This is a genomic window from Ferdinandcohnia sp. GQ5, from assembly GCF_059759275.1.
This window is the reverse complement of the sequence record NZ_JCAXEW010000027.1, coordinates 13,588-36,153: the sequence shown is the minus strand read 5'-3', so window position 1 is coordinate 36,153 and position 22,566 is coordinate 13,588. Positions and strand designations below refer to the sequence as shown.

The 22,566-nt window shown below is 39.2% G+C and carries 36 protein-coding genes; all 36 read left to right on the top strand.

The features are described from left to right. Nucleotides 1-88: 88 nt before the first annotated feature. The 36 genes from fusA to truA all read left to right on the top strand — a co-directional run bounded on the left by fusA (nucleotide 89) and on the right by truA (nucleotide 22,466). Complete coding sequence (gene fusA, locus AC6CHV_RS24065) at nucleotides 89-2,167, top strand: elongation factor G (protein WP_341329618.1); 2,079 nt, start codon at nucleotides 89-91, stop codon at nucleotides 2,165-2,167. Between the two features lie 119 nt (nucleotides 2,168-2,286). Continuing rightward, entirely contained in the window at nucleotides 2,287-3,477 is a 1,191-nt protein-coding gene (gene tuf / locus AC6CHV_RS24060; RefSeq protein ID WP_341329619.1) for an elongation factor Tu, read from the top strand. A 362-nt stretch (nucleotides 3,478-3,839) separates the two neighbouring features. Continuing rightward, nucleotides 3,840-4,148, top strand: a complete 309-nt coding sequence (rpsJ, locus tag AC6CHV_RS24055) for a 30S ribosomal protein S10 (RefSeq protein WP_003354783.1) — start codon at nucleotides 3,840-3,842, stop codon at nucleotides 4,146-4,148. Between the two features lie 44 nt (nucleotides 4,149-4,192). Further along, nucleotides 4,193-4,822 carry a 50S ribosomal protein L3 gene (gene rplC / locus AC6CHV_RS24050; protein WP_121448797.1) on the top strand — a complete coding sequence of 210 codons (630 nt, stop codon included), beginning with the start codon at nucleotides 4,193-4,195 and terminating at the stop codon, nucleotides 4,820-4,822. A 25-nt stretch (nucleotides 4,823-4,847) separates the two neighbouring features. Continuing rightward, nucleotides 4,848-5,471 (top strand): 50S ribosomal protein L4, encoded by a 624-nt coding sequence (gene rplD, locus AC6CHV_RS24045; RefSeq protein WP_121448796.1) that lies wholly within the window; start codon nucleotides 4,848-4,850, stop codon nucleotides 5,469-5,471. Next, nucleotides 5,471-5,758, top strand: a complete 288-nt coding sequence (gene rplW, locus AC6CHV_RS24040; RefSeq protein ID WP_099352742.1) for a 50S ribosomal protein L23 — start codon at nucleotides 5,471-5,473, stop codon at nucleotides 5,756-5,758. Before rplD ends, rplW begins: the two co-directional genes overlap by 1 nt. Nucleotides 5,759-5,784: 26 nt before the next feature. After that, entirely contained in the window at nucleotides 5,785-6,615 is an 831-nt protein-coding gene (rplB, locus tag AC6CHV_RS24035; RefSeq protein WP_498079812.1) for a 50S ribosomal protein L2, read from the top strand. Nucleotides 6,616-6,672: 57 nt separating this feature from the next. Then, nucleotides 6,673-6,951 carry a 30S ribosomal protein S19 gene (rpsS, locus tag AC6CHV_RS24030; protein ID WP_121448794.1) on the top strand — a complete coding sequence of 93 codons (279 nt, stop codon included), beginning with the start codon at nucleotides 6,673-6,675 and terminating at the stop codon, nucleotides 6,949-6,951. Between the two features lie 17 nt (nucleotides 6,952-6,968). Then, nucleotides 6,969-7,310 (top strand): 50S ribosomal protein L22, encoded by a 342-nt coding sequence (gene rplV, locus AC6CHV_RS24025; RefSeq protein ID WP_010285059.1) that lies wholly within the window; start codon nucleotides 6,969-6,971, stop codon nucleotides 7,308-7,310. A 3-nt stretch (nucleotides 7,311-7,313) separates the two neighbouring features. Beyond that, nucleotides 7,314-7,970: a 30S ribosomal protein S3 gene (gene rpsC, locus AC6CHV_RS24020; protein WP_121448793.1), complete on the top strand. Its 657-nt coding sequence runs from the start codon at nucleotides 7,314-7,316 to the stop codon at nucleotides 7,968-7,970. A gap of 1 nt (nucleotide 7,971) precedes the next feature. Next, nucleotides 7,972-8,406 carry a 50S ribosomal protein L16 gene (gene rplP / locus AC6CHV_RS24015; RefSeq protein WP_010285062.1) on the top strand — a complete coding sequence of 145 codons (435 nt, stop codon included), beginning with the start codon at nucleotides 7,972-7,974 and terminating at the stop codon, nucleotides 8,404-8,406. Continuing rightward, nucleotides 8,396-8,593 (top strand): 50S ribosomal protein L29, encoded by a 198-nt coding sequence (rpmC, locus tag AC6CHV_RS24010; protein ID WP_010285065.1) that lies wholly within the window; start codon nucleotides 8,396-8,398, stop codon nucleotides 8,591-8,593. The genes rplP and rpmC overlap by 11 nt, the downstream gene beginning before the upstream one ends. Before the next feature lie 28 nt (nucleotides 8,594-8,621). Continuing rightward, complete coding sequence (gene rpsQ / locus AC6CHV_RS24005; protein WP_099352747.1) at nucleotides 8,622-8,885, top strand: 30S ribosomal protein S17; 264 nt, start codon at nucleotides 8,622-8,624, stop codon at nucleotides 8,883-8,885. Between the two features lie 47 nt (nucleotides 8,886-8,932). Continuing rightward, a complete protein-coding gene (rplN, locus tag AC6CHV_RS24000; RefSeq protein ID WP_058000134.1) occupies nucleotides 8,933-9,301 on the top strand; it encodes a 50S ribosomal protein L14 in 369 nt (122 codons plus the stop codon). A 37-nt stretch (nucleotides 9,302-9,338) separates the two neighbouring features. Beyond that, entirely contained in the window at nucleotides 9,339-9,650 is a 312-nt protein-coding gene (gene rplX / locus AC6CHV_RS23995) for a 50S ribosomal protein L24 (RefSeq protein WP_099352748.1), read from the top strand. Between the two features lie 24 nt (nucleotides 9,651-9,674). Further along, nucleotides 9,675-10,214, top strand: coding sequence for a 50S ribosomal protein L5 (gene rplE, locus AC6CHV_RS23990; RefSeq protein ID WP_099352749.1), 540 nt, complete (start codon nucleotides 9,675-9,677; stop codon nucleotides 10,212-10,214). Between the two features lie 13 nt (nucleotides 10,215-10,227). Then, nucleotides 10,228-10,413: a 30S ribosomal protein S14 gene (gene rpsN, locus AC6CHV_RS23985; protein WP_010285078.1), complete on the top strand. Its 186-nt coding sequence runs from the start codon at nucleotides 10,228-10,230 to the stop codon at nucleotides 10,411-10,413. 30 nt (nucleotides 10,414-10,443) lie between these two features. Further along, entirely contained in the window at nucleotides 10,444-10,842 is a 399-nt protein-coding gene (rpsH, locus tag AC6CHV_RS23980; RefSeq protein ID WP_010285079.1) for a 30S ribosomal protein S8, read from the top strand. A 28-nt stretch (nucleotides 10,843-10,870) separates the two neighbouring features. After that, nucleotides 10,871-11,407: a 50S ribosomal protein L6 gene (gene rplF / locus AC6CHV_RS23975; protein WP_121448792.1), complete on the top strand. Its 537-nt coding sequence runs from the start codon at nucleotides 10,871-10,873 to the stop codon at nucleotides 11,405-11,407. A gap of 32 nt (nucleotides 11,408-11,439) precedes the next feature. Beyond that, on the top strand, nucleotides 11,440-11,802 hold the full coding sequence (rplR, locus tag AC6CHV_RS23970; protein WP_099364827.1) for a 50S ribosomal protein L18: 363 nt from the start codon (nucleotides 11,440-11,442) through the stop codon (nucleotides 11,800-11,802). Nucleotides 11,803-11,824: 22 nt separating this feature from the next. Continuing rightward, complete coding sequence (rpsE, locus tag AC6CHV_RS23965) at nucleotides 11,825-12,325, top strand: 30S ribosomal protein S5 (RefSeq protein ID WP_121448791.1); 501 nt, start codon at nucleotides 11,825-11,827, stop codon at nucleotides 12,323-12,325. Between the two features lie 12 nt (nucleotides 12,326-12,337). Continuing rightward, nucleotides 12,338-12,520 carry a 50S ribosomal protein L30 gene (gene rpmD / locus AC6CHV_RS23960; RefSeq protein WP_010285086.1) on the top strand — a complete coding sequence of 61 codons (183 nt, stop codon included), beginning with the start codon at nucleotides 12,338-12,340 and terminating at the stop codon, nucleotides 12,518-12,520. A gap of 33 nt (nucleotides 12,521-12,553) precedes the next feature. After that, a complete protein-coding gene (gene rplO, locus AC6CHV_RS23955; RefSeq protein WP_099352754.1) occupies nucleotides 12,554-12,994 on the top strand; it encodes a 50S ribosomal protein L15 in 441 nt (146 codons plus the stop codon). Next, nucleotides 12,994-14,286, top strand: coding sequence for a preprotein translocase subunit SecY (gene secY / locus AC6CHV_RS23950; protein ID WP_121448790.1), 1,293 nt, complete (start codon nucleotides 12,994-12,996; stop codon nucleotides 14,284-14,286). Before rplO ends, secY begins: the two co-directional genes overlap by 1 nt. A gap of 59 nt (nucleotides 14,287-14,345) precedes the next feature. Continuing rightward, a complete protein-coding gene (locus AC6CHV_RS23945) occupies nucleotides 14,346-14,996 on the top strand; it encodes an adenylate kinase (RefSeq protein ID WP_498079811.1) in 651 nt (216 codons plus the stop codon). Further along, the gene (gene map / locus AC6CHV_RS23940; RefSeq protein ID WP_498079810.1) at nucleotides 14,997-15,743 is read left to right on the top strand and encodes a type I methionyl aminopeptidase; all 747 of its coding nucleotides are present in this window, start codon (nucleotides 14,997-14,999) and stop codon (nucleotides 15,741-15,743) included. It begins immediately after the preceding gene. Between the two features lie 170 nt (nucleotides 15,744-15,913). Beyond that, nucleotides 15,914-16,132 carry a translation initiation factor IF-1 gene (infA, locus tag AC6CHV_RS23935; protein ID WP_010285101.1) on the top strand — a complete coding sequence of 73 codons (219 nt, stop codon included), beginning with the start codon at nucleotides 15,914-15,916 and terminating at the stop codon, nucleotides 16,130-16,132. 32 nt (nucleotides 16,133-16,164) lie between these two features. Then, nucleotides 16,165-16,278 (top strand): 50S ribosomal protein L36, encoded by a 114-nt coding sequence (gene rpmJ / locus AC6CHV_RS23930; RefSeq protein WP_003156543.1) that lies wholly within the window; start codon nucleotides 16,165-16,167, stop codon nucleotides 16,276-16,278. A gap of 23 nt (nucleotides 16,279-16,301) precedes the next feature. Beyond that, nucleotides 16,302-16,667 carry a 30S ribosomal protein S13 gene (gene rpsM / locus AC6CHV_RS23925; RefSeq protein WP_010285107.1) on the top strand — a complete coding sequence of 122 codons (366 nt, stop codon included), beginning with the start codon at nucleotides 16,302-16,304 and terminating at the stop codon, nucleotides 16,665-16,667. Between the two features lie 18 nt (nucleotides 16,668-16,685). Continuing rightward, on the top strand, nucleotides 16,686-17,075 hold the full coding sequence (rpsK, locus tag AC6CHV_RS23920; protein WP_010285108.1) for a 30S ribosomal protein S11: 390 nt from the start codon (nucleotides 16,686-16,688) through the stop codon (nucleotides 17,073-17,075). Between the two features lie 313 nt (nucleotides 17,076-17,388). Continuing rightward, a complete protein-coding gene (locus tag AC6CHV_RS23915) occupies nucleotides 17,389-18,333 on the top strand; it encodes a DNA-directed RNA polymerase subunit alpha (RefSeq protein WP_498079809.1) in 945 nt (314 codons plus the stop codon). 119 nt (nucleotides 18,334-18,452) lie between these two features. Further along, on the top strand, nucleotides 18,453-18,815 hold the full coding sequence (gene rplQ / locus AC6CHV_RS23910; RefSeq protein ID WP_099352761.1) for a 50S ribosomal protein L17: 363 nt from the start codon (nucleotides 18,453-18,455) through the stop codon (nucleotides 18,813-18,815). A 399-nt stretch (nucleotides 18,816-19,214) separates the two neighbouring features. Then, nucleotides 19,215-20,054, top strand: a complete 840-nt coding sequence (locus AC6CHV_RS23905; RefSeq protein WP_498079808.1) for an energy-coupling factor ABC transporter ATP-binding protein — start codon at nucleotides 19,215-19,217, stop codon at nucleotides 20,052-20,054. Next, entirely contained in the window at nucleotides 20,030-20,905 is an 876-nt protein-coding gene (locus AC6CHV_RS23900; RefSeq protein WP_498079807.1) for an energy-coupling factor ABC transporter ATP-binding protein, read from the top strand. The genes AC6CHV_RS23905 and AC6CHV_RS23900 overlap by 25 nt, the downstream gene beginning before the upstream one ends. Continuing rightward, entirely contained in the window at nucleotides 20,902-21,693 is a 792-nt protein-coding gene (locus AC6CHV_RS23895) for an energy-coupling factor transporter transmembrane component T family protein (RefSeq protein ID WP_341329627.1), read from the top strand. Before AC6CHV_RS23900 ends, AC6CHV_RS23895 begins: the two co-directional genes overlap by 4 nt. An 11-nt stretch (nucleotides 21,694-21,704) precedes the next feature. Next, nucleotides 21,705-22,466 carry a tRNA pseudouridine(38-40) synthase TruA gene (truA, locus tag AC6CHV_RS23890; RefSeq protein WP_498079806.1) on the top strand — a complete coding sequence of 254 codons (762 nt, stop codon included), beginning with the start codon at nucleotides 21,705-21,707 and terminating at the stop codon, nucleotides 22,464-22,466. Nucleotides 22,467-22,566: the final 100 nt, after the last annotated feature.

The window sequence follows — 22,566 nt, the reverse complement described above, 5'->3', positions numbered from 1 at the left end:
AAATTAAACAGCTCTGTTAAGTAGATTAACAGAGCCATTCTTACAATAAAAAAATCATACTTAAACATTAGGAAGGAGAAAGACCCAAATGGCAAGAGAGTTCTCCTTAGAAAAGACTCGTAATATTGGTATCATGGCTCACATTGATGCTGGTAAAACAACAACAACTGAGCGTATCCTTTATTATACTGGTAAAATTCATAAAATCGGTGAAACACATGAAGGTGCTTCACAAATGGACTGGATGGAGCAAGAACAAGAACGTGGTATTACGATTACTTCTGCAGCAACTACTGCACAATGGAAGAACCACCGCGTTAACATCATCGACACACCAGGACACGTAGACTTCACAGTTGAGGTTGAACGTTCACTTCGTGTACTTGATGGCGCTGTAACAGTTCTTGATGCACAATCAGGAGTTGAGCCTCAAACTGAAACTGTTTGGAGACAGGCTACAACTTATGGTGTTCCACGTATTGTATTCGTAAACAAAATGGACAAGATTGGTGCTGACTTCTTATACTCTGTTAGCACATTACATGATCGCCTTCAAGCGAATGCACATCCAATCCAATTACCAATTGGTGCAGAAGATCAATTCAGAGGTATCATTGACCTTGTTGAAATGAATGCAACATTTTATGGTAATGACCTAGGTACTGATATCGAAGTAGGTGAAATTCCTGAAGAATATCAAGACCAAGCAAACGAATATCGCGAAAAGCTTGTAGAAGCAGTTGCGGAATTAGATGAAGATTTGATGGAAAGATACCTTGGTGGAGAAGAAATCTCTAACGAGGAATTACGTGCAGCTATTCGTACAGCTACACTTAAGGTAGAATTCTACCCGGTAACATGTGGTACTGCGTTCAAGAACAAAGGTGTTCAAAAAGTACTTGATGCGGTTATCGATTACCTACCTGCTCCAACAGATGTTGCATCTATCCAAGGTCACCTGCCAGATACAGGTGAAGAAGTTGAACGTCATTCAGACGACAGTGAGCCATTCTCAGCTCTTGCGTTTAAAGTAATGACTGACCCATTTGTTGGTAAATTAACATTCTTCCGTGTATATTCAGGTACATTAAATTCTGGATCATATGTACAAAACTCAACTAAAGGCAAGCGTGAGCGTATAGGTCGTATCCTTCAAATGCACGCGAATAGCCGTCAGGAAATTTCAACTGTTTTTGCAGGGGATATTGCTGCAGCTGTAGGATTAAAAGATACTACAACTGGTGATACATTATGTGATGAGAAAGATTTAGTAATTCTTGAATCTATGACTTTCCCAGAACCAGTTATTCAACTTTCAGTTGAGCCAAAATCAAAAGCTGACCAAGATAAAATGTCTACAGCTTTACAAAAACTTCAAGAAGAAGATCCAACATTTAGAGCACATACTGATCAAGAAACAGGTCAAACGATCATCGCAGGTATGGGTGAGTTACACTTAGACATCCTAGTAGATCGTATGAAGCGTGAATTCAAAGTAGAAGCTAATGTTGGTGCTCCACAAGTTGCTTACCGTGAAACTTTCCGTCAATCTGCACAGGTTGAAGGTAAATTCGCTCGTCAATCTGGTGGACGCGGACAATACGGACACGTTTGGATCGAGTTCTCACCAAACGAAGAAGGTAAAGGCTTTGAATTTGAAAACGCAATTGTTGGTGGGGTAGTTCCACGTGAATATATTCCTGCTGTACAAGCTGGTCTTGAAGACGCTCTTGATAGAGGGGTTTTAGCCGGTTATCCATTAGTTGATATTAAAGCTAAACTTTATGATGGTTCATACCATGATGTTGACTCAAGTGAAATGGCGTTTAAAATTGCCGCTTCAATGGCACTTAAGAACGCTGCATCAAAATGTCAGCCTGTAATTCTTGAACCTGTTATGAGGGTTGAAGTTGTTATTCCTGAGGAATACATGGGAGACATTATGGGTGGTATCACATCCCGTCGTGGACGTGTTGAAGGTATGGAAGCACGCGGTAATGCGCAAGTAGTACGAGCGATGGTTCCACTATCTGAAATGTTTGGTTATGCTACTTCTTTACGTTCTAACACACAAGGTCGTGGGGTATTCACAATGCACTTCGATCATTATGAAGAAGTACCAAAATCAATTTCTGAAGAAATTATCAAAAAAAATAAAGGTGAATAATTGATTTTCGCCTTTACATCAAGTATAACTACTTATGTAGGCCTCGAAAGTGGGACAAACTCACTTTCGGGATATCATACTTAATATAAAAATAACTAATACTTAAGGAGGCTTTTCAAATGGGAAAAGAGAAATTTGACCGTTCGAAACCACATGCTAATATTGGTACAATTGGACACGTTGACCATGGTAAAACAACTTTAACAGCAGCTATTACAGCTGTTCTTGCTAAAAGAAGCGGTAAAGGTACTGCAATGGCTTATGATCAAATCGATGGTGCTCCAGAAGAGCGTGAGCGTGGAATCACAATCTCAACTGCACACGTTGAGTATGAAACTGACAACCGTCACTATGCACACGTTGACTGCCCAGGACACGCTGACTACGTTAAGAACATGATTACTGGTGCTGCTCAAATGGACGGCGGTATCCTAGTTGTTTCTGCAGCTGATGGTCCAATGCCACAAACTCGTGAGCACATCCTTCTTTCTCGTCAAGTAGGTGTACCTTACCTAGTTGTATTCATGAACAAATGTGACATGGTAGACGACGAAGAATTACTAGAATTAGTAGAAATGGAAGTACGTGACCTTCTTTCTGAATATGAATTCCCTGGTGACGACATTCCTGTAATCAAAGGTTCTGCTCTTAAAGCTCTTGAAGGAGAAGCTGAGTGGGAAGAAAAAATTATCGAATTAATGGCAGCTGTTGACGAGTACGTTCCAACTCCAACTCGTGACACTGAAAAGCCATTCATGATGCCAGTTGAGGATGTATTCTCAATCACTGGTCGTGGTACAGTTGCTACAGGTCGTGTTGAGCGTGGACAAGTTAAAGTTGGTGACGTAGTAGAAATCATCGGTTTAACTGAAGAACCAAAATCAACAACTGTAACAGGTGTTGAAATGTTCCGTAAGCTTCTTGATTATGCTGAAGCAGGTGACAACATCGGTGCACTACTTCGTGGTGTTGCTCGTGAAGAAATCCAACGTGGTCAAGTACTTGCTAAGCCAGGTACAATCAAGCCACACACAAAGTTCAAAGCTGAAGTTTACGTATTATCAAAAGAAGAAGGTGGACGTCACACTCCATTCTTCTCAAACTACCGTCCTCAGTTCTACTTCCGTACAACTGATGTAACTGGAATTTGTAACCTTCCAGAAGGTGTAGAAATGGTAATGCCTGGCGACAACATCGAAATGACTGTTGAACTAATCGCTCCAGTTGCGATCGAAGAAGGAACTAAGTTCTCTATTCGTGAAGGTGGACGTACAGTAGGCGCTGGCGTTGTTGCTTCAATCCAAGAGTAATAATTCCAATATGTTTAAAAAACAGGCGGATGATTCCGCCTGTTTTTTTGTGAAATATATTCATATATAATAGAAGAAACTCACAGTAGATTAGTTTCCAAAATCTAACGTAAAAATATATTGGGACTTTTGTTGAAATGTATACTGATGGTGTGTATAATTGAAAAAGTGCGAAAGACATGCATAAAACAAAGATTTATGTTGCATTTCGTATTTGGTTTCTGTATAATAGTCAATGTTGGTCTTTGACTGCGATGATGTGGAAGGTTGCTGATACACCCGGCCGCTTTGCCATGGCGAGTGTAAGGAAATTTCCACGGAGAAGGTCTATTTTAAAAGTAGGCGATAAAGGAGGGAAAATAATGGCAAAACAAAAAATTCGTATTCGTTTAAAAGCTTATGATCACAGAATTCTTGATCAATCTGCAGAAAAAATCGTAGAAACAGCAAAACGTTCTGGAGCAGCTGTATCTGGTCCAATACCACTTCCAACTGAGAAGTCTGTTTATACGATTCTTCGTGCTGTTCACAAGTATAAAGATTCTCGTGAACAATTCGAAATGCGTACACATAAACGCTTAATCGACATCGTTAACCCAACACCACAAACTGTTGATTCATTAATGCGTTTGGATTTACCGTCTGGTGTTGACATTGAAATTAAACTTTAATTTTAAACTGAAATAAATTGTAAATATATTAGGAGGTGTGACTAATGACCAAAGGAATCTTAGGAAGAAAAATTGGTATGACTCAAGTATTTGTAGGTAACGGTGAGCTTATCCCTGTAACTGTAATCGAAGCTTCTCCGAACGTAGTTCTTCAAAAGAAATCAGTTGAAACTGATGGATATGAAGCAGTTCAAATCGGTTTTGATGATAAGAGAGAAAAGCTTTCAAACAAACCTGAAAAGGGTCATGCTGCAAAAGCAAATACTGCACCTAAGCGCTTCGTACGTGAATTACGTGGAGTTAACTTAGATGAGTTTGAAGTTGGTCAGGAAGTCAAAGTTGATATCTTCGCAGAGGGAGATATTGTAGATGTAACAGGAATTTCAAAAGGTAAAGGATTCCAAGGTGCGATCAAGCGCCACGGACAATCTCGCGGACCTATGAGTCACGGTTCACGTTATCACCGTCGTCCTGGTTCAATGGGACCTGTAGCTCCAAACCGTGTATTCAAAAACAAACTTCTACCTGGTCGTATGGGTGGGGACCGTATCACAGTACAAAACTTAGAGATCGTGAAAGTAGATACAGAACGTAATCTTCTTCTAGTAAAAGGTAATGTACCTGGTGCGAGAAAATCAGTTATTACAGTAAAAAGTGCTGTAAAAGTAAAATAATTTACTAGGAAAGGAGGACATTTGAATGCCTAAAGTATCATTGTATAACCAATCCGGTTCAGCTGTAGGAGAAATCGAATTAAACGATTCTGTATTCGGTGTTGAACCAAATAAACAAGTATTATTCGATGCAGTAATTATGCAAAGAGCTTCCTTACGTCAAGGAACTCACAAAACAAAAATCCGTTCTGAAGTAGCTGGCGGAGGACGTAAACCATGGCGTCAAAAGGGTACTGGTCGTGCTCGTCAAGGTTCTATTCGTTCACCACAATGGCGTGGCGGTGGAACAGTATTTGGTCCAACTCCAAGAAGCTATAGCTACAAATTACCTAAAAAAGTACGCCGTTTAGCGATCAAATCAGCATTATCTACTAAGGTGTTAGAGGAAAACATTCTAGTATTAGACAATCTAGTATTAGAAACTCCTAAAACAAAAGAAATGGTTGCGGTACTGAAAGGATTAAACGTTGATCGTAAAGCGTTAATCGTAACTGCAGATGCAAACGAAGCAGTAGAACTTTCAGCACGTAACATTCCTGGAGTAACAGTTGTTGTTGCAAATGGAGTAAATGTTCTTGATGTTCTTAACCATGATAAGCTTGTGATTACTAAAGCTGCGGTGGAAAAAGTAGAGGAGGTGCTCGCATAATGAAAGATCCTCGTGATATTATTAAGAGCCCTGTTATTACTGAACGTTCATCAGACCTTATGGCTGAAAAAAAATACACATTTGATGTTGACGTGAAAGCTAATAAAACCGAAGTTAAAGATGCTATTGAGCAAATTTTCGGTGTGACAGTTGAAAAAGTAAACATCATGAACTACAAAGGTAAGTTCAAGCGTGTAGGACGTTACAGTGGATATACAAATCGTCGCAGAAAAGCAATCGTTAAGTTAACTGCAGATAGCAAAGAAATCGAATTCTTTGAAGTTTAATTTTATAGAGAAGGAGGGAAATAGAGATGGCGATTAAAAAATATAAACCAACCTCTAACGGTCGTCGTGGTATGACAACATTAGACTTCGCTGAAATCACTACTGACAGACCAGAGAAATCATTACTTGCGCCTTTACACAAAAAAGGTGGACGTAATAACCAAGGTAAAATCACAGTACGTCATCAAGCTGGCGGACATAAGCGTCAATATCGTGTAATTGACTTTAAACGCGATAAAGATGGTATACCAGGACGCGTTGCTACGATCGAATATGATCCAAACCGTTCAGCAAATATTGCTTTAATTAACTATGCAGATGGAGAAAAACGTTACATTCTTGCTCCTAAAAACCTAAAAGTAGGTATGGAGGTAGTGTCAGGATCAGACGCTGACATCAAAGTAGGTAATGCACTTCCATTAGTTAACATTCCAGTAGGTACAGTAATCCACAACATCGAATTAAAGCCTGGTAAAGGTGGACAATTAGTTCGTTCAGCTGGAACTTCTGCACAAGTACTTGGTAAAGAAGGTAAATATGTTCTAGTTCGTTTGAATTCAGGTGAAGTTCGCATGATTCTAGCTACTTGCCGCGCGACAGTAGGTCAAGTTGGTAACGAACAACATGAACTAGTTAACATTGGTAAAGCAGGTCGTTCACGCTGGTTAGGTAAACGCCCAACAGTTCGTGGATCTGTTATGAACCCTAACGATCACCCACACGGTGGTGGTGAAGGTAAAGCACCAATCGGACGTAAGTCACCTATGACTCCATGGGGTAAACCAACTCTTGGATTCAAGACTCGTAAGAAGAAAAACAAATCAGATAAATTTATCGTACGTCGTCGTAAAAAATAACGGGATTGTGCTACGGTTCATCGGAACCGTAGGTCAATCACGAAGGGAGGTTCACTTATGGGACGCAGTTTGAAAAAAGGACCTTTTGTAGATGACCACTTAATGAAAAAGGTTGAAAATCAAAATGGATCTGAGAAGAAACAAGTTATTAAAACTTGGTCACGTCGTTCAACGATTTTCCCTCAATTCATCGGTCATACAATTGCGGTATATGATGGTCGTAAACATGTACCAGTCTATGTTACTGAAGATATGGTAGGTCATAAACTTGGTGAATTCGCACCAACTCGTACTTACAAAGGCCACGCAAGTGACGATAAGAAAACAAGACGTTAATGAGAGGAGGATTATCTATGCAAGCTAAAGCTGTTGCGAGAACAGTTCGTATTGCTCCTCGTAAAGTTCGTTTAGTAGCAGATTTAATTCGAGGCAAGCAAGTAGGTGAAGCAATCGCGATCCTACGACACACACCAAAGGCTGCTTCTCCTGTTGTAGAAAAGGTATTAAATTCTGCGATTGCGAATGCAGAGCATAACTACGAAATGGATGCTAATAACTTAGTTATTACTGAAGCATATGTAAATGAAGGTCCAACATTAAAAAGATTCCGTCCAAGAGCTATGGGACGTGCTAGTCAGATCAATAAGCGCACTAGCCACATTACAATCGTGGTATCAGAAAAGAAGGAGGGATAAGTAGTGGGTCAAAAAGTTAATCCAGTCGGACTGCGTGTCGGCATCATTCGTGATTGGGAGTCAAAATGGTACGCAGGTAAAGACTATGCAGATTTATTACATGAAGACCTTAAAGTTCGCGAATATATCGCAAAACGTTTAAGTGATGCTTCTGTATCAAAAATTGAGATCGAACGTGCAGCTAATCGTATTAACGTTACTGTCCATACCGCAAAACCAGGTATGGTTATTGGTAAAGGTGGTACTGAAGTTGAAGCACTTCGTAAAGCATTAAACCAATTAACTGGCAAGAGAGTACACATCAACATCCTTGAAATCAAAAAAGCTGATGTTGACGCAACTCTAGTAGCTGAAAATATTGCTCGTCAATTAGAAAATCGTGTTTCATTCCGTCGTGCACAAAAGCAAGCTATCCAACGTGCTATGCGTGCTGGTGCTCAAGGTATCAAGACACAAACTTCAGGTCGTTTAGGCGGAGCTGATATCGCTCGTGCAGAACACTACAGTGAAGGTACAGTTCCACTTCATACACTTCGTGCAGATATCGACTATGGTACTGCTGAAGCTGATACAACTTATGGAAAGATCGGCGTAAAAGTATGGATCTATCGTGGAGAAGTCCTTCCTACTAAGAAGAAGACTGTGGAAGGAGGAAAATAATATGTTATTACCAAAACGTGTTAAATACCGCAGAGAACACCGTGGAAAGATGCGTGGTCAAGCAAAAGGTGGTACTGAAGTACATTTCGGAGAATACGGTTTACAAGCTCAAGAAGCATCTTGGATTACAAACCGTCAAATCGAAGCTGCTCGTATCGCGATGACACGTTATATGAAACGTGGCGGTAAAGTTTGGATTAAAATTTTCCCATCAAAACCATATACAGCAAAACCTCTAGAAGTACGTATGGGTTCCGGTAAAGGTGCTCCTGAAGGATGGGTAGCTGTTGTTAAACCTGGTAAAGTTATGTTTGAAATTGCTGGTGTATCTGAAGAGATCGCTCGTGAAGCTCTACGCCTAGCATCTCATAAGCTACCAGTTAAAACTAAGTTCGTAAAACGTGAAGAAATTGGTGGTGAATCAAATGAAAGCTAATGAAATCCGTGACCTTACCACTGCCGAAATAGAACAAAAAGTAAAATCATTAAAAGAAGAGTTATTTAACCTTCGCTTTCAATTAGCTACTGGCCAACTTGAGAATACTGCACGTATTCGTGAAGTACGTAAATCAATCGCTCGTATGAAGACAGTAGTCCGCGAAAGAGAAATCGGTCGTAAATAATCGATAACCAGGAAGGAGGTCTACGATAGTGAGTGAACGTAACCAACGTAAAGTCTACACTGGACGTGTTGTATCTGACAAAATGGATAAAACAGTAACTGTTCTAGTAGAAACCTATAAGAAACATTCTCTTTACGGTAAACGCGTAAAGTATTCTAAAAAATTCAAAGCACATGATGAAAACAATGTTGCGAAAATCGGCGACGTCGTTAGAATTATGGAGACTCGCCCATTATCTGCTACAAAACGCTTCCGTCTTGTTGAAGTAGTAGAGAAAGCAGTTATTATCTAAATATATATTGTTCGGATCAATCAATAATCCGAAGGGAGGTTTCATGAATGATTCAACAAGAAACTCGTTTGAAAGTTGCTGACAATTCTGGAGCACGTGAAGTACTAACTATTAAAGTATTAGGTGGTTCTGGTCGTAAAACAGCAAATATTGGTGATGTTATCGTATGTACAGTAAAACAAGCAACACCAGGTGGCGTTGTTAAAAAAGGTGATGTTGTTAAAGCTGTAATCGTACGTACTAAGCGTGGTGTACGTCGTAATGACGGTACTTACATCCGTTTTGACGAAAATGCCTGCGTTATAATCCGTGATGACAAGAGTCCACGTGGAACTCGTATCTTCGGTCCTGTGGCACGTGAATTACGTGATAGCAACTTTATGAAAATTGTTTCATTAGCTCCAGAAGTATTATAATTCGAAATCGACTAGCCTTTAAGGAGGTGCGAAATAGATGCATGTAAAAAAGGGTGACAAGGTACAGGTTATTTCAGGTAAAGATAAAGGTAAACAAGGTGTGATCCTTGAAAGCTTTCCAAAGAAAGACCGTGTTCTTGTAGAAGGCGTTAATATCGTAAAGAAACACTCAAAACCGTCTCAAGTGAATCCACAAGGTGGAATCATTAGCCAAGAGGCACCTATTCATGTATCAAATGTAATGCCATTAGATCCTAAATCTGGTACTCCAACACGTGTTGGTTACAAAGAAGTTGATGGCAAAAAGGTACGTGTAGCAAAAAAATCTGGTGAAGTTTTAGATAAATAGTAAACAAAGAAAGGAGGTACTTACATGAACCGCCTAAAAGAAAAATTTCAAAAAGAAATTACACCTGCTCTAATGAGCAAGTTTAACTATAAGTCTGTTATGCAGGTTCCGAAAGTAGAAAAAATCGTGATCAACATGGGTGTTGGTGACGCAGTTCAAAACTCTAAAGTATTAGATAACGCAGTAGAGGAGTTAGCTGCTCTAAGTGGTCAAAAGCCAGTTGTAACTAGAGCTAAGAAATCTATCGCTGGTTTCCGTCTTCGTGAAGGTATGCCAATCGGTGCGAAAGTTACATTACGTGGTGAACGTATGTATGATTTCTTAGATAAGCTTGTTTCTATCTCACTTCCTCGTGTACGTGACTTCCGTGGTGTATCAAAGAAATCTTTTGATGGCCGTGGTAACTACACTTTAGGTGTAAAAGAACAATTAATTTTCCCTGAAATTGATTACGATAAAGTAAGTAAAGTTCGTGGTATGGATATCGTTATCGTAACAACTGCAAATACTGACGAAGAAGCTCGTGAGTTATTAACAGCATTCGGTATGCCGTTCCAAAAGTAAAGGAGGCGAAAACGTGGCTAAGAAATCAATGATTGCGAAACAAAAACGCACACAGAAATTTAAAGTACAAGAGTACACTCGTTGCGAACGTTGCGGCCGTCCACACTCTGTATTACGTAAATTTAAATTATGCCGTATTTGTTTCCGTGAACTAGCTTATAAGGGTCAAATTCCTGGTGTAAAAAAAGCAAGTTGGTAAACCCCGAATTGGGAAGGAGGTAAAAATACTATGGTGATGACAGATCCAATTGCAGATATGCTTACTCGCATCCGAAATGCGAACATGGTTCGTCATGAGAAACTTGAAATCCCTGCATCTAATATCAAAAGGGAAATCGCCGAAATTTTAAAGCGTGAAGGTTTCGTTCGTGACGTTGAATTTATTGAGGATGATAAACAAGGTATTATCCGTATCTTCTTAAAGTACGGTGCAAACAATGAGCGCGTAATTACTGGTCTTAAGCGTATTAGTAAGCCTGGTCTACGTGTTTATGCAAAATCTAACGAAGTACCACGTGTGTTAAACGGTTTAGGAATCGCGATCGTTTCAACTTCACAAGGTGTGTTAACTGATAAAGAAGCTCGTCAAAAGCAAGCCGGCGGAGAAGTATTAGCTTACGTTTGGTAATAGCTTGAAAAGAATGGAGGTGTAGTACATGTCACGTATTGGTAAAAAACCAATCGAAATACCATCAGGTGTTACTGTAACATTCAACGGTAATACTGCTACTGTTAAGGGACCAAAGGGCGAGTTAACTCGTGCTTTCCATCCTGATATGCAAATCAATGTTGAAGAGAACGTAATTAACGTTACTCGCCCAACTGATAATAAAGAACACCGTGCTCTTCACGGTACAACTCGTAGTCTTTTAGGGAACATGGTTGAAGGTGTATCCAAAGGTTATGAAAGAGGTTTAGAGCTAATCGGGGTCGGATACCGTGCTCAAAAATCTGGTAACAAACTTGTTCTAAACGTTGGATATTCTCATCCAGTAGAAATCGTTCCAGAGGCTGGTGTAGAAATCGATGTACCTTCTAACACAAAGATCGTTGTTAAAGGTATCGATAAAGAACGTGTTGGAGCGTTAGCTGCTAATATTCGTGGTGTACGTCCGCCTGAGCCTTATAAAGGAAAAGGTATTCGCTACGAAGGTGAATTTGTACGTCGTAAGGAAGGTAAAACTGCGAAGTAAGCCTTTTTAGGTAAAAGAAAGGAGAGACGTAAATGATTACGAAACAGGATAAAAATGCAGTTCGTAGAAAAAGACATGCTCGTGTTCGTTCTCGTGTTTCAGGAACTGCTACTCGTCCTCGCCTAAATGTGTTCCGCTCAAATAAACACATTTACGCTCAATTAATCGATGATGTGAACTCAGTAACAATCGCAAGTGCTTCTACATTAGATAAAGAACTTTCTGTTGAAGGTGCTGGTAACGTAGATGCAGCTACAAAGGTTGGAGAACTAGTTGCAAAACGCGGAATTGAAAAAGGAATCAAAGAGGTTGTATTCGACCGCGGAGGTTACCTATATCACGGACGTGTTAAAGCACTAGCAGATGCTGCTCGTGAAGCTGGATTACAATTTTAATAAAAAAGGAGGGACATTATAGATGCGTCGCATTGATCCAAATAAATTAGAACTTGAAGAACGCGTAGTTACCGTTAACCGTGTAGCTAAAGTTGTTAAAGGTGGTCGTCGTTTCCGCTTTGCAGCACTAGTTGTTGTCGGTGATAAGAACGGACATGTTGGTTTTGGAACTGGTAAAGCTCAAGAAGTTCCAGATGCAATTCGTAAAGCAATTGAAGATGCTAAAAAGAATCTTGTTTCTGTACCAATGGTTGGAACAACAATTCCTCACCAAGTAATTGGTCAGTTTGGAGCAGGTGAAGTACTATTAAAACCTGCATCTGAAGGTACTGGAGTTATCGCTGGTGGACCAGTTCGTGCGGTATTAGAACTTGCTGGTATCGGTGATATCCTTTCTAAATCATTAGGAACAAATACTCCTGTAAATATGATTCGTGCTACAATAGAAGGATTAACTCAATTAAAGCGTGCTGAAGAAGTAGCTAAGTTACGTGGTAAATCAGTAGAAGAACTGTTAGGATAGGAGGGAAAACACATGTCAAAGAAATTAGAAATCACCCTCACTCGCAGTGTCATTGGACGTCCTGAAGACCAACGTGTAACTGTTCGTACTCTTGGATTGAAAAAATTACATCAAACTGTTGTTCATGATGATAATGCTGCGATTCGCGGTATGATTAATAAAGTTGCTCACCTAGTTACGGTTAAAGAACAATAATCGAATTTTTTTCTGAAATAAGGAGGTGCCCAAATGAAACTTCATGAATTACAACCGGCTGAAGGTTCTCGTAAAACACGTAATCGTGTAGGACGTGGAACTGGTTCAGGTAATGGTAAAACATCTGGTAAAGGTCATAAAGGTCAAAAAGCGCGTTCTGGTGGCGGTGTTCGTCCTGGATTTGAAGGTGGTCAAACCCCTCTATTCCAACGCTTACCAAAACGTGGTTTTACAAACATCAATCGCAAAGACTTTGCAATTGTTAACCTAGAAACATTAAACCGTTTCGAAGACGGAACAGAAGTTACACCTGAACTTTTAATTGAAACTGGCGTTGTAAGTAAACTTAATGCTGGTGTTAAGATCCTTGGAAAAGGTACTCTTGACAAAAAGCTAACAGTTAGAGCTCACAAATTCTCCTCTACTGCTCAACAAGCTATTGAAGCTGCTGGCGGAAAAACTGAGGTGATTTAATGTTTCAAACAATCTCCAATTTTATGCGCGTTGGTGATATAAGAAACAAGATTATATTCACCTTACTAATGTTAGTAGTATTTCGAATCGGCACCTTTATTCCAGTACCAAATGTAAATGCCGATGTTTTAAAAGCGACTGATAGCAATACAGCGTTTGGCCTTTTAAATACATTTGGTGGTGGAGCATTGTTTAACTTCTCAATCCTTGCAATGGGGATCATGCCTTACATTACTGCTTCAATTATTATTCAATTGTTGCAAATGGACGTTGTTCCTAAATTTACGGAATGGTCTAAGCAAGGAGAAGTTGGACGTCGTAAATTGGCACAATTTACTCGTTATGGCACGATCGTGCTCGGTTTTATCCAAGCATTAGGTATGTCATACGGTTTTAACAATATGTCAAACGGGATGTTAATTGAAAATCCAAACATAGGTACTTACCTGCTAATTGCTGTAGTTCTTACTGCCGGAACAGCATTTTTAATGTGGTTAGGTGAACAGATTACAGCTAAAGGTGTTGGTAACGGAATTTCAATTATTATCTTTGCTGGTATTGTTGCCGGAATTCCTACGGCTGTAAATCAATACTATGTACAACAGTTTGAAGATGCTGGAGACCAATTATTCTTACGTATCATTACTGTTGTATTATTGTTAATTGCCGTTATAGCTGTGGTTGTAGGTGTAATATTCGTACAACAAGCTTTACGAAAAATTCCAATCCAATATGCAAAGCGATTAGCTGCTAATAGCCCGGTTGGAGGTCACTCTACTCATTTACCTTTAAAAGTAAATGCAGCTGGTGTTATTCCTGTAATCTTTGCAGTTTCCTTCATTATTACACCACCAACGATTGCTTCGTTCTTTGGTCCTAATGCGGTAACTGAATGGATTCAAAAATATTTTGATTATACTCAGCCTGTTGGGATGATCATATATATTGCACTAATCATTGCGTTCACATATTTCTATACATTTGTTCAAGTTAATCCTGAGCAAATGGCTGATAATTTAAAAAAGCAAGGCGGTTATATTCCAGGGATTCGCCCAGGAAGAAATACGCAAGAGTATGTAACGAAAATTCTATATCGATTAACATTTGTTGGTTCTATTTTCTTAGCAGCTATTTCTGTTCTTCCTGTATTCTTTATAAAATTTGCGAATTTACCGGAGTCTTTACAAATTGGTGGAACGAGCTTGCTCATCGTTATCGGTGTTGCACTCGAGACAATGAAGCAACTTGAAAGTCAACTTGTAAAACGCCATTATAAAGGATTTATCAAATAAGGTACTGGGAATACAATTCCCAGCACCTCTAAGATAAAGAGGCTGAGGGGGCAAATCACTTGAACTTAGTATTAATGGGGCTTCCGGGTGCTGGTAAAGGTACTCAAGCTGAAAAAATCGTAGAAAAGTACAATATCCCTCATATCTCTACGGGAGATATGTTCCGTGCTGCAATAAAAGATGGAACAGAACTAGGGCTTCAGGCAAAGTCTTTTATGGATAAAGGTGAGCTTGTTCCTGATGAAGTTACGATCGGAATTGTCCGTGAACGATTAAGCAAAGATGATTGCAATAATGGTTTCTTACTTGATGGATTTCCACGTACAGTTCCACAAGCAGAAGCACTTGAGACAATTCTTACTGATCTCGATAAAAAGATTGACTATGTAATTAACATTGAAGTCGATTCTGAAATCTTACTTGAGAGATTAACTGGTCGACGAATTTGTAAGGAATGTGGTTCTACTTACCACTTAGTATTTAACCCACCGGCTCAGGAGGGTAAATGTGATAAATGTGGCGGTGAACTTTATCAACGTGCAGATGATAATGCGGAAACTGTTGGAACTCGTCTACAAGTAAATATCGAGCAGTCAAAGCCACTTCTTGACTTTTATCAGGAAAAGGGATATCTTCGCAATATCAATGGGCAACAAGAAATAAACAAAGTTTTTGGTGATGTAGAGGAGCTTCTTGGGGGATTACAATAGATGATTATTTGCAAGTCACCAAGGGAAATCGAAATTATGCGCGAGGCTGGAAAGATCGTCGCATTGACGCACCAAGAACTACAACAATATATTACTCCAGGGATTTCTACGAAAGAACTGGATACAATTGCTGAAAAGTTTATTCGTGGATTTGATGCAATTCCTTCTTTTAAAGGGTATAATGGTTTTCGCGGTAGTATCTGTACCTCTGTTAATGAAGAGTTGGTGCATGGTTTGCCAGGTGATCGCGTTTTACAAGATGGAGATATTATTAGTATCGATATCGGGGCGCAATACAATGGCTATCATGGTGACTCAGCTTGGACATATCCTGTAGGTACGATTCATAAGGAAAATCAAAAACTTCTTAATGTAACCGAAGAATCCCTTTATCGAGGATTAGAGGAAGTAAAACCTGGTGTGCGTCTTTCAAATATTTCTCATGCAATCCAAGTTTATGTCGAAGCGAACAATTTCTCGATCGTTCGAGAATATGTTGGTCACGGTGTGGGCAAAGAATTACATGAGGAGCCGCAAATTCCACATTATGGTCCTCCTAATAAAGGACCACGTTTAAAACCAGGAATGGTACTTGCCGTTGAACCGATGGTAAATGCAGGTAGTCGATACGTGAAGACGTTAGCAGATAACTGGACTGTTGTAACAGTCGATGGCAAAACGTGTGCGCATTTTGAACATACGATTGCTATTACAGAAACAGGGTATGAGATCTTAACAAAATTGTAAGGCACAAACCCTATTCATTAGAATAACATTCATCTAATTTTTGATTACGTATCTCCGGAAGTTCAGAGCAGTATTAAGGAAACTGGTCGATGGCAAACGTAAAGCAATGTTAGTGTGTATCGAGTTTGTCAATGAGCAAGTTACTGATTTGAAGAAGGGAGAACATTCCAATGGCGAAAGACGATGTAATTGAAGTTGAAGGTACTGTTGCTGAAACATTACCTAATGCAATGTTTAAAGTTGAATTAGAGAATGGTCATACTGTTTTGGCCCATGTTTCTGGTAAAATTCGCATGCACTTTATTCGTATTTTACCCGGAGACAAGGTAACGGTTGAATTATCACCTTATGACTTGACTCGCGGTAGGATTACGTACCGTTTTAAATAAATGCGCTCCGAACTATCAAGGAGGTTTGAAAAATGAAAGTGAGACCATCAGTAAAACCTATCTGCGAAAAGTGTAAAGTTATTCGTAGAAAAGGTAAAGTAATGGTAATTTGTGAAAACCCAAAACATAAACAAAAACAAGGCTAATTAATAAGGAGGTGTACGTCTAAATGGCACGTATTGCTGGTGTTGATATTCCGCGTGAAAAACGTGTGGTTATATCTTTAACATATATTTTTGGAATCGGACGTCCAACTGCACAAAAAATTCTTGCAGAAGCTGGTGTTTCTGAAGATACTCGCGTTCGCGATCTTACTGAAGACGAATTAAACAAGATTCGTGACATCGTTGACCGCTACAAAGTAGAAGGTGACCTTCGTCGTGAAGTTTCACTTAACATCAAACGTTTAATCGAAATTGGTTCTTACCGTGGTCTACGTCATCGTCGTGGATTACCTGTAAGAGGTCAAAATACAAAAAATAACGCTCGTACACGTAAAGGACCTCGTCGTACTGTAGCAAACAAGAAGAAATAGTAAGGGAGGTAATGGATAATGGCACGTAAAACGAATACTCGTAAACGTCGTGTAAAAAAGAATATTGAATCTGGTGTTGCACACATCCGTTCAACATTCAACAATACGATCGTAACAATTACAGATGCACACGGAAATGCAATTTCTTGGTCAAGTGCTGGTGCTCTTGGTTTCAGAGGTTCACGTAAGTCTACTCCATTTGCGGCACAAATGGCTGCTGAAACAGCTGCTAAAGCATCAATGGAACATGGTATGAGAACTCTTGAAGTAACTGTAAAAGGCCCTGGTGCAGGACGTGAAGCTGCAATTCGTGCTCTTCAAGCTGCTGGTCTTGAAGTTACAGCTATTAAAGATGTTACTCCAGTACCACATAACGGATGTCGCCCACCAAAACGTCGTCGTGTATAACATAATTACAAATACGACAAGACATATTTGATCTTTTTCTGTATAAGATTTTTTATCCATGGCTATAATGGATTAATGGGTTTTGATAAACTTTTTTACTGTGTAAGGAAGCTTCAAATACTTTCTTATCTTATAAGTGTAACAAAGGCGTGAGTGAGTATTTCTTGCAAATCGCCGTGTTTTCTTTATAAGTTCTTTACAGAATAATCGAGTTGTTGTGCACAGTTAGGGAACTTAACTTTTGGGAATTTCGGTTAGACGTCTTTGATCATGGTCTAGCCGAGGTTTCGACGTTTTGAAGGAGGGTTTATAAATGATCGAAATTGAAAAACCAAAAATCGAAACGGTTGAAATCAGCGAAGATGCCAATTATGGTAAATTCGTCGTCGAGCCACTTGAGCGTGGATATGGAACAACTTTGGGTAACTCCTTACGTCGTATCCTATTATCTTCTCTCCCTGGTGCCGCTGTTACGTCTATCCAAATAGATGGGGTACTGCATGAGTTCTCAACAATCGAAGGCGTCGTCGAAGATGTAACATCTATTATCTTAAATGTGAAGAAATTAGCTCTTAAAATCTACTCAGATGATGAGAAGACTCTAGAGATTGATGTTCAAGGTGAAGGTCCAGTTATAGCTTCTGACATCACGCATGACAGTGATGTTGAAATCTTAAACCCAGATCTACACATTGCAACACTTGCTAAGGATGCACATTTTCGTGTGAGATTAACTGCAAAGCGCGGACGAGGATATTCTCCAGCTGATGCAAACAAGCGTGATGATCGACCAATCGGTGTTATTCCAATTGACTCCATCTATACACCAGTTGCACGTGTTAATTACCAAGTGGAAAATACACGTGTTGGACAGGTCGCGAACTTTGACAAACTGACTTTTGATGTTTGGACAGACGGCAGTACTGGTCCGAAAGAAGCGATTGCACTAGGTGCGAAAATCCTAACAGAACATTTAAATATTTTTGTAGGATTAACAGATGAAGCTCAAAATGCAGAAATTATGGTTGAAAAAGAAGAGGATCAAAAAGAGAAAGTCCTCGAGATGACAATTGAAGAATTGGATCTCTCAGTTCGTTCATATAACTGCTTAAAGAGAGCAGGAATTAATACGGTTCAAGAGCTTGCTCATAAAACTGAAGAAGATATGATGAAGGTACGTAACCTTGGTCGTAAATCTTTAGAAGAAGTTAAGGCTAAACTAGAAGAGCTTGGTTTAGGCTTACGTAAAGATGACTGACTCGGTTTGAATTATGCGAATTAGAGGCATCTTTCTCATCACGAAAGTCTATTGTTACAAGAGCCTAGTTATCTAATGCTTTGTCTTTCATAATAATTCAACAAAGGAGGGAATACCTCATGTCATACCAAAAACTAGGACGTACAAGCGCGCAACGTAAGGCGTTATTACGTGACCTTACTACTGACTTAATCATCAACGAGCGTATCGAAACAACTGAAGCTCGCGCGAAGGAATTAAAATCAGTTGTAGAAAAAATGATTACATTAGGTAAGCGTGGTGACCTTCACGCTCGTCGTCAAGCTGCATCTTACATCCGTAATGAAGTAGCAAACGAAGAGACTGGTCAAGATGCGCTACAAAAATTATTCAGTGACATCGCAACTCGCTATGAAGAGCGTCAAGGTGGATACACTCGTATCATGAAAATCGGACCTCGTCGTGGTGACGGTGCTCCAATGGTTATCATTGAATTAGTTTAATTTTATTTTTCTTTTAAGGGCGGGACAGTTTTTCAAACTGGTCTAAGCCCTTTTTATTTTACATTCATTATTTTTCGAAAAAGATAGAATTATTTATAAATAGTATACTACAATCCTTTTTGAACGAGTACTATGTATAGCGCTTTTCCTAAAAGATAGGAATAATGCGTTCTAATTCCCTTGACAGATAAGGAAGAAACGAATAATTTTTAAGGTAGTAAGTTGGATTAAGAAATAATATTATTTCTATGGAAATAATTTTATATAGCGATTAGATTAAATAAAGATAAGACGTCTGCGAATGGCGTGGATTTTTAAATGAGTGTTTTCGAGCAATACCAAGAAGTTTTAGGCGATATTCGCCTGGAGTATTTGATAGGAAGGTAGAGGGGGATGAGAATGGGCGAGAACCTTTTAGTCGTTGACCAGATAAGCTATCAATATGCAGAAAATGCTAGCCCCGCACTAGAAAATCTATCATTCTCTGTTCAAAAAGGAGAGTGGCTTGCGATTGTAGGTCATAACGGTTCTGGAAAATCAACCCTAGCACGTATTCTCAATGGGTTATTGTTACCTCAAACCGGTGCAGTAACAATTGAAGGAGTACAGCTAAATGAAGATTCAATTTGGGATATTAGAAGGAAGATTGGGATGGTGTTTCAAAATCCAGATAATCAGTTCGTTGGAACAACTGTACAAGATGATATTGCTTTTGGAATGGAAAACAACGGGATCCCACGAGAAACGATGGCTTCACGAATTGAAAGAGTTATTGATATGGTTAATATGAGGGATTTTCTAGAACATGAACCGCACCAGCTCTCAGGTGGTCAAAAACAGCGAGTTGCAATTGCTGGTGTTCTTGCTGTTCAACCAGATTTAATCATCTTGGATGAGGCAACCTCTATGTTAGATCCAATCGGTCGTACAGAGGTTCTAGAAACAATAAGAGAAATTAAAAATGAAAGTCAGATTACAGTTATGTCAATTACCCATGACTTAGAGGAAGCAGCAAGAGCCGATCGAATTATAGTAATGAACCAGGGGCAATTGTTCGCAGAAGGAAAACCTGAAGAGATTTTTGCGTTAGATGATAAGCTTGTAGAAATAGGTTTGGATTTACCCTTTTCTGTAAAAGTATCTAAAAAACTACGAGCAATCGGTGTTCCGCTCTCTAAGAATCATATAACAGAAGAAGGCTTGGTGGATGAGTTATGGACATTACAATTGAAAATTTAGAACATCGCTATCAGATTCGTTCACCATTTGAAAGACTAGCCTTATATGATGTTAATGCACATATCAAATCTGGTTCATACACCGCTATAATCGGTCACACGGGTTCTGGAAAATCAACCATCCTCCAGCATTTAAATGGACTCTTGCAGCCAACCTCAGGATCAATCACCATTGGAGAACGAACAATTAGTTCCAAACAAAAAGAAAAAAAACTTAAGTCATTACGCAAGAACGTTGGGGTTGTATTCCAATTTCCCGAACATCAACTTTTTGAGGAAACGGTTGAGAAAGATATTTGCTTTGGACCGCTGAACTTTGGGGTACCATTAGAAGAAGCTAAGAAAAGAGCTAGACAAACCATAAAAATGGTCGGTCTATCTGATGAATACTTAATGAAGTCACCCTTTGATTTAAGTGGGGGACAAATGCGGCGAGTTGCAATCGCAGGAATATTGGCAATGAACCCACAGGTTTTGGTCTTGGACGAGCCTACTGCCGGGCTAGACCCAAGGGGGCGGTTTGAGATTATGGAGATGTTTTACAAACTTCATAAAGAAAACGGTCTAACAACAGTTCTTGTAACCCATAGTATGGAAGATGCATCCCGTTACGCTGATCAAATACTTGTCATGGAAAAAGGAACGATAAAATTCCAAGGAAGTCCTGTAGAGATATTCTCAAAACCTGAACAAGTTCTTCATTTAGGATTAGATGTACCTGAGGCAGTTAGATTAAAAGGACTGCTCGAAGAAAAGTTAGGAATTGAAATTCCGCGAGCAGCTAGTCTGTCGGTAGATGAAATTGTTCAATATGTAGGAAATGCCCTTAAAGATAAGGGGGTCCTGAAATGAACATTATTATAGGTCGTTATATACCTGCTCATTCTCTGATTCATCAAATGGATCCTAGAGCAAAGCTATTATTAATTTTTTTCTATGTGTTTATCGTCTTTTTAGCTAATTCAGTTCTTACCTATGTACTATTAGGGATTTATACCTTAGGAATTGTATTACTAACAAAGGTTCAATTACGCTACATTTTGTCGGGATTAAAACCAATTTTGTGGGTTATTCTCTTTACATTTATCCTTCATATTTTTTTAACTAAAGAAGGAGACTTATTAGTCGACTTTGGTTGGCTACAAATTTATGAAGGTGGCGTAACACAAGGGATTTTTATTTCGTTACGGCTATTATATTTAATTATTATGACTACAATATTAACATTAACAAGTACACCGATTGAAATCACTGATGGCATGGAAAGCTTATTAGCACCATTTAAAAAAATCGGCCTCCCTACACATGAGCTTGCGTTAATGATGTCGATTTCACTTCGATTTATTCCGACATTAATGCAAGAAACAGAGAAAATCATGAAGGCACAAGCTGCAAGAGGGGTCGAATTTACGAGTGGACCGATAAAAGATCGCATGAAGGCGGTTGTTCCTTTATTAATTCCGTTGTTTATAAGTTCATTTAAACGGGCAGAAGAACTGGCTATTGCGATGGAAGCAAGGGGTTATCGTGGCGGAGAAGGACGTACAAAATTACGAGTGCTACAGTGGCGAGGCCTCGATACACTTATGTTAGTCTTACTATTTGCAATGGCAGTGGTTTTATTTTTACTACGAGGATAATGAGGAGAAAAATGAGAAGGTACAAATGCATCATATCCTATGATGGAACCCATTTTTCAGGGTATCAGGTACAACCGAATAAACGAACTGTGCAATCTGCCTTTGAACTTGCTTTACAGAAAATGCATAAAGGAGAACAGGTGAAAACAGTAGCTTCTGGTCGAACAGATGCAACTGTACATGCCCGTGGACAGGTTGTTCATTTTGATTCACCATTATCTATTCCAGTCGAAGGCTGGAAACGAGCTCTAAATTCGATGCTCCCTGAAGACATCCGGGTTCGTTCTGTTGAGGAAGTTGATCCTGACTTTCATGCACGTTTTGATGTGAAGGCGAAGGAATATCGGTATCGATTGTTGATGAGTGAAGAGCCTTGCGTTTTTAAACGTAATTTTACTTATCATTATACTTTTCCAATAGATCTTCATGCAATGAGAGAAGCGTCATTACGATTATTAGGCACACATGATTTTACGAGTTTCTGTGCTTCAAAAACGGAAGTACAAGATAAAGTTCGAACCATATACGAGATTCATATTGAAAGTTATGATGATGAACTTATTTTTTCGTTTATAGGAAATGGATTCTTATATAATATGGTAAGAATATTAGTAGGCACGTTACTAGAAGTCGGAAGAGGCCAAAAAGACCCAAGTATGATGGAAGCCATTCTTTCCGGAAAAGACAGATCGCTTGCAGGAAAGACCGCGCCAGGTCAAGGATTATACCTTTGGCAGGTTTTCTACGAAGAGTGGAAGGGTATAGGAAGCTGAAAGATCGTTATAACAACTAATCCTGGTGTAACATTTTCTTGACATTACATCCTGAAAGTTATATTATATTTTAGTATGATATTTAAACACCACGTTAAAG

Excerpts from the sequence above, each read along its gene's own strand:
- fusA (WP_341329618.1), top strand. The coding sequence starts at position 89 with ATGGCAAGAGAGTTCTCCTTAGAAAAGACTCGTAATATTGGTATCATG.
- tuf (WP_341329619.1), top strand. The coding sequence starts at position 2,287 with ATGGGAAAAGAGAAATTTGACCGTTCGAAACCACATGCTAATATTGGT.
- rpsJ (WP_003354783.1), top strand. The coding sequence starts at position 3,840 with ATGGCAAAACAAAAAATTCGTATTCGTTTAAAAGCTTATGATCACAGA.
- rplC (WP_121448797.1), top strand. The coding sequence starts at position 4,193 with ATGACCAAAGGAATCTTAGGAAGAAAAATTGGTATGACTCAAGTATTT.
- rplD (WP_121448796.1), top strand. The coding sequence starts at position 4,848 with ATGCCTAAAGTATCATTGTATAACCAATCCGGTTCAGCTGTAGGAGAA.
- rplW (WP_099352742.1), top strand. The coding sequence starts at position 5,471 with ATGAAAGATCCTCGTGATATTATTAAGAGCCCTGTTATTACTGAACGT.
- rplB (WP_498079812.1), top strand. The coding sequence starts at position 5,785 with ATGGCGATTAAAAAATATAAACCAACCTCTAACGGTCGTCGTGGTATG.
- rpsS (WP_121448794.1), top strand. The coding sequence starts at position 6,673 with ATGGGACGCAGTTTGAAAAAAGGACCTTTTGTAGATGACCACTTAATG.
- rplV (WP_010285059.1), top strand. The coding sequence starts at position 6,969 with ATGCAAGCTAAAGCTGTTGCGAGAACAGTTCGTATTGCTCCTCGTAAA.
- rplP (WP_010285062.1), top strand. The coding sequence starts at position 7,972 with ATGTTATTACCAAAACGTGTTAAATACCGCAGAGAACACCGTGGAAAG.
- rpmC (WP_010285065.1), top strand. The coding sequence starts at position 8,396 with ATGAAAGCTAATGAAATCCGTGACCTTACCACTGCCGAAATAGAACAA.
- rplN (WP_058000134.1), top strand. The coding sequence starts at position 8,933 with ATGATTCAACAAGAAACTCGTTTGAAAGTTGCTGACAATTCTGGAGCA.
- rplX (WP_099352748.1), top strand. The coding sequence starts at position 9,339 with ATGCATGTAAAAAAGGGTGACAAGGTACAGGTTATTTCAGGTAAAGAT.
- rplE (WP_099352749.1), top strand. The coding sequence starts at position 9,675 with ATGAACCGCCTAAAAGAAAAATTTCAAAAAGAAATTACACCTGCTCTA.
- rpsH (WP_010285079.1), top strand. The coding sequence starts at position 10,444 with ATGGTGATGACAGATCCAATTGCAGATATGCTTACTCGCATCCGAAAT.
- rplF (WP_121448792.1), top strand. The coding sequence starts at position 10,871 with ATGTCACGTATTGGTAAAAAACCAATCGAAATACCATCAGGTGTTACT.
- rplR (WP_099364827.1), top strand. The coding sequence starts at position 11,440 with ATGATTACGAAACAGGATAAAAATGCAGTTCGTAGAAAAAGACATGCT.
- rpsE (WP_121448791.1), top strand. The coding sequence starts at position 11,825 with ATGCGTCGCATTGATCCAAATAAATTAGAACTTGAAGAACGCGTAGTT.
- rpmD (WP_010285086.1), top strand. The coding sequence starts at position 12,338 with ATGTCAAAGAAATTAGAAATCACCCTCACTCGCAGTGTCATTGGACGT.
- rplO (WP_099352754.1), top strand. The coding sequence starts at position 12,554 with ATGAAACTTCATGAATTACAACCGGCTGAAGGTTCTCGTAAAACACGT.
- secY (WP_121448790.1), top strand. The coding sequence starts at position 12,994 with ATGTTTCAAACAATCTCCAATTTTATGCGCGTTGGTGATATAAGAAAC.
- map (WP_498079810.1), top strand. The coding sequence starts at position 14,997 with ATGATTATTTGCAAGTCACCAAGGGAAATCGAAATTATGCGCGAGGCT.
- infA (WP_010285101.1), top strand. The coding sequence starts at position 15,914 with ATGGCGAAAGACGATGTAATTGAAGTTGAAGGTACTGTTGCTGAAACA.
- rpmJ (WP_003156543.1), top strand. The coding sequence starts at position 16,165 with ATGAAAGTGAGACCATCAGTAAAACCTATCTGCGAAAAGTGTAAAGTT.
- rpsM (WP_010285107.1), top strand. The coding sequence starts at position 16,302 with ATGGCACGTATTGCTGGTGTTGATATTCCGCGTGAAAAACGTGTGGTT.
- rpsK (WP_010285108.1), top strand. The coding sequence starts at position 16,686 with ATGGCACGTAAAACGAATACTCGTAAACGTCGTGTAAAAAAGAATATT.
- AC6CHV_RS23915 (WP_498079809.1), top strand. The coding sequence starts at position 17,389 with ATGATCGAAATTGAAAAACCAAAAATCGAAACGGTTGAAATCAGCGAA.
- rplQ (WP_099352761.1), top strand. The coding sequence starts at position 18,453 with ATGTCATACCAAAAACTAGGACGTACAAGCGCGCAACGTAAGGCGTTA.
- AC6CHV_RS23905 (WP_498079808.1), top strand. The coding sequence starts at position 19,215 with ATGGGCGAGAACCTTTTAGTCGTTGACCAGATAAGCTATCAATATGCA.
- AC6CHV_RS23900 (WP_498079807.1), top strand. The coding sequence starts at position 20,030 with ATGGACATTACAATTGAAAATTTAGAACATCGCTATCAGATTCGTTCA.
- AC6CHV_RS23895 (WP_341329627.1), top strand. The coding sequence starts at position 20,902 with ATGAACATTATTATAGGTCGTTATATACCTGCTCATTCTCTGATTCAT.
- truA (WP_498079806.1), top strand. The coding sequence starts at position 21,705 with ATGAGAAGGTACAAATGCATCATATCCTATGATGGAACCCATTTTTCA.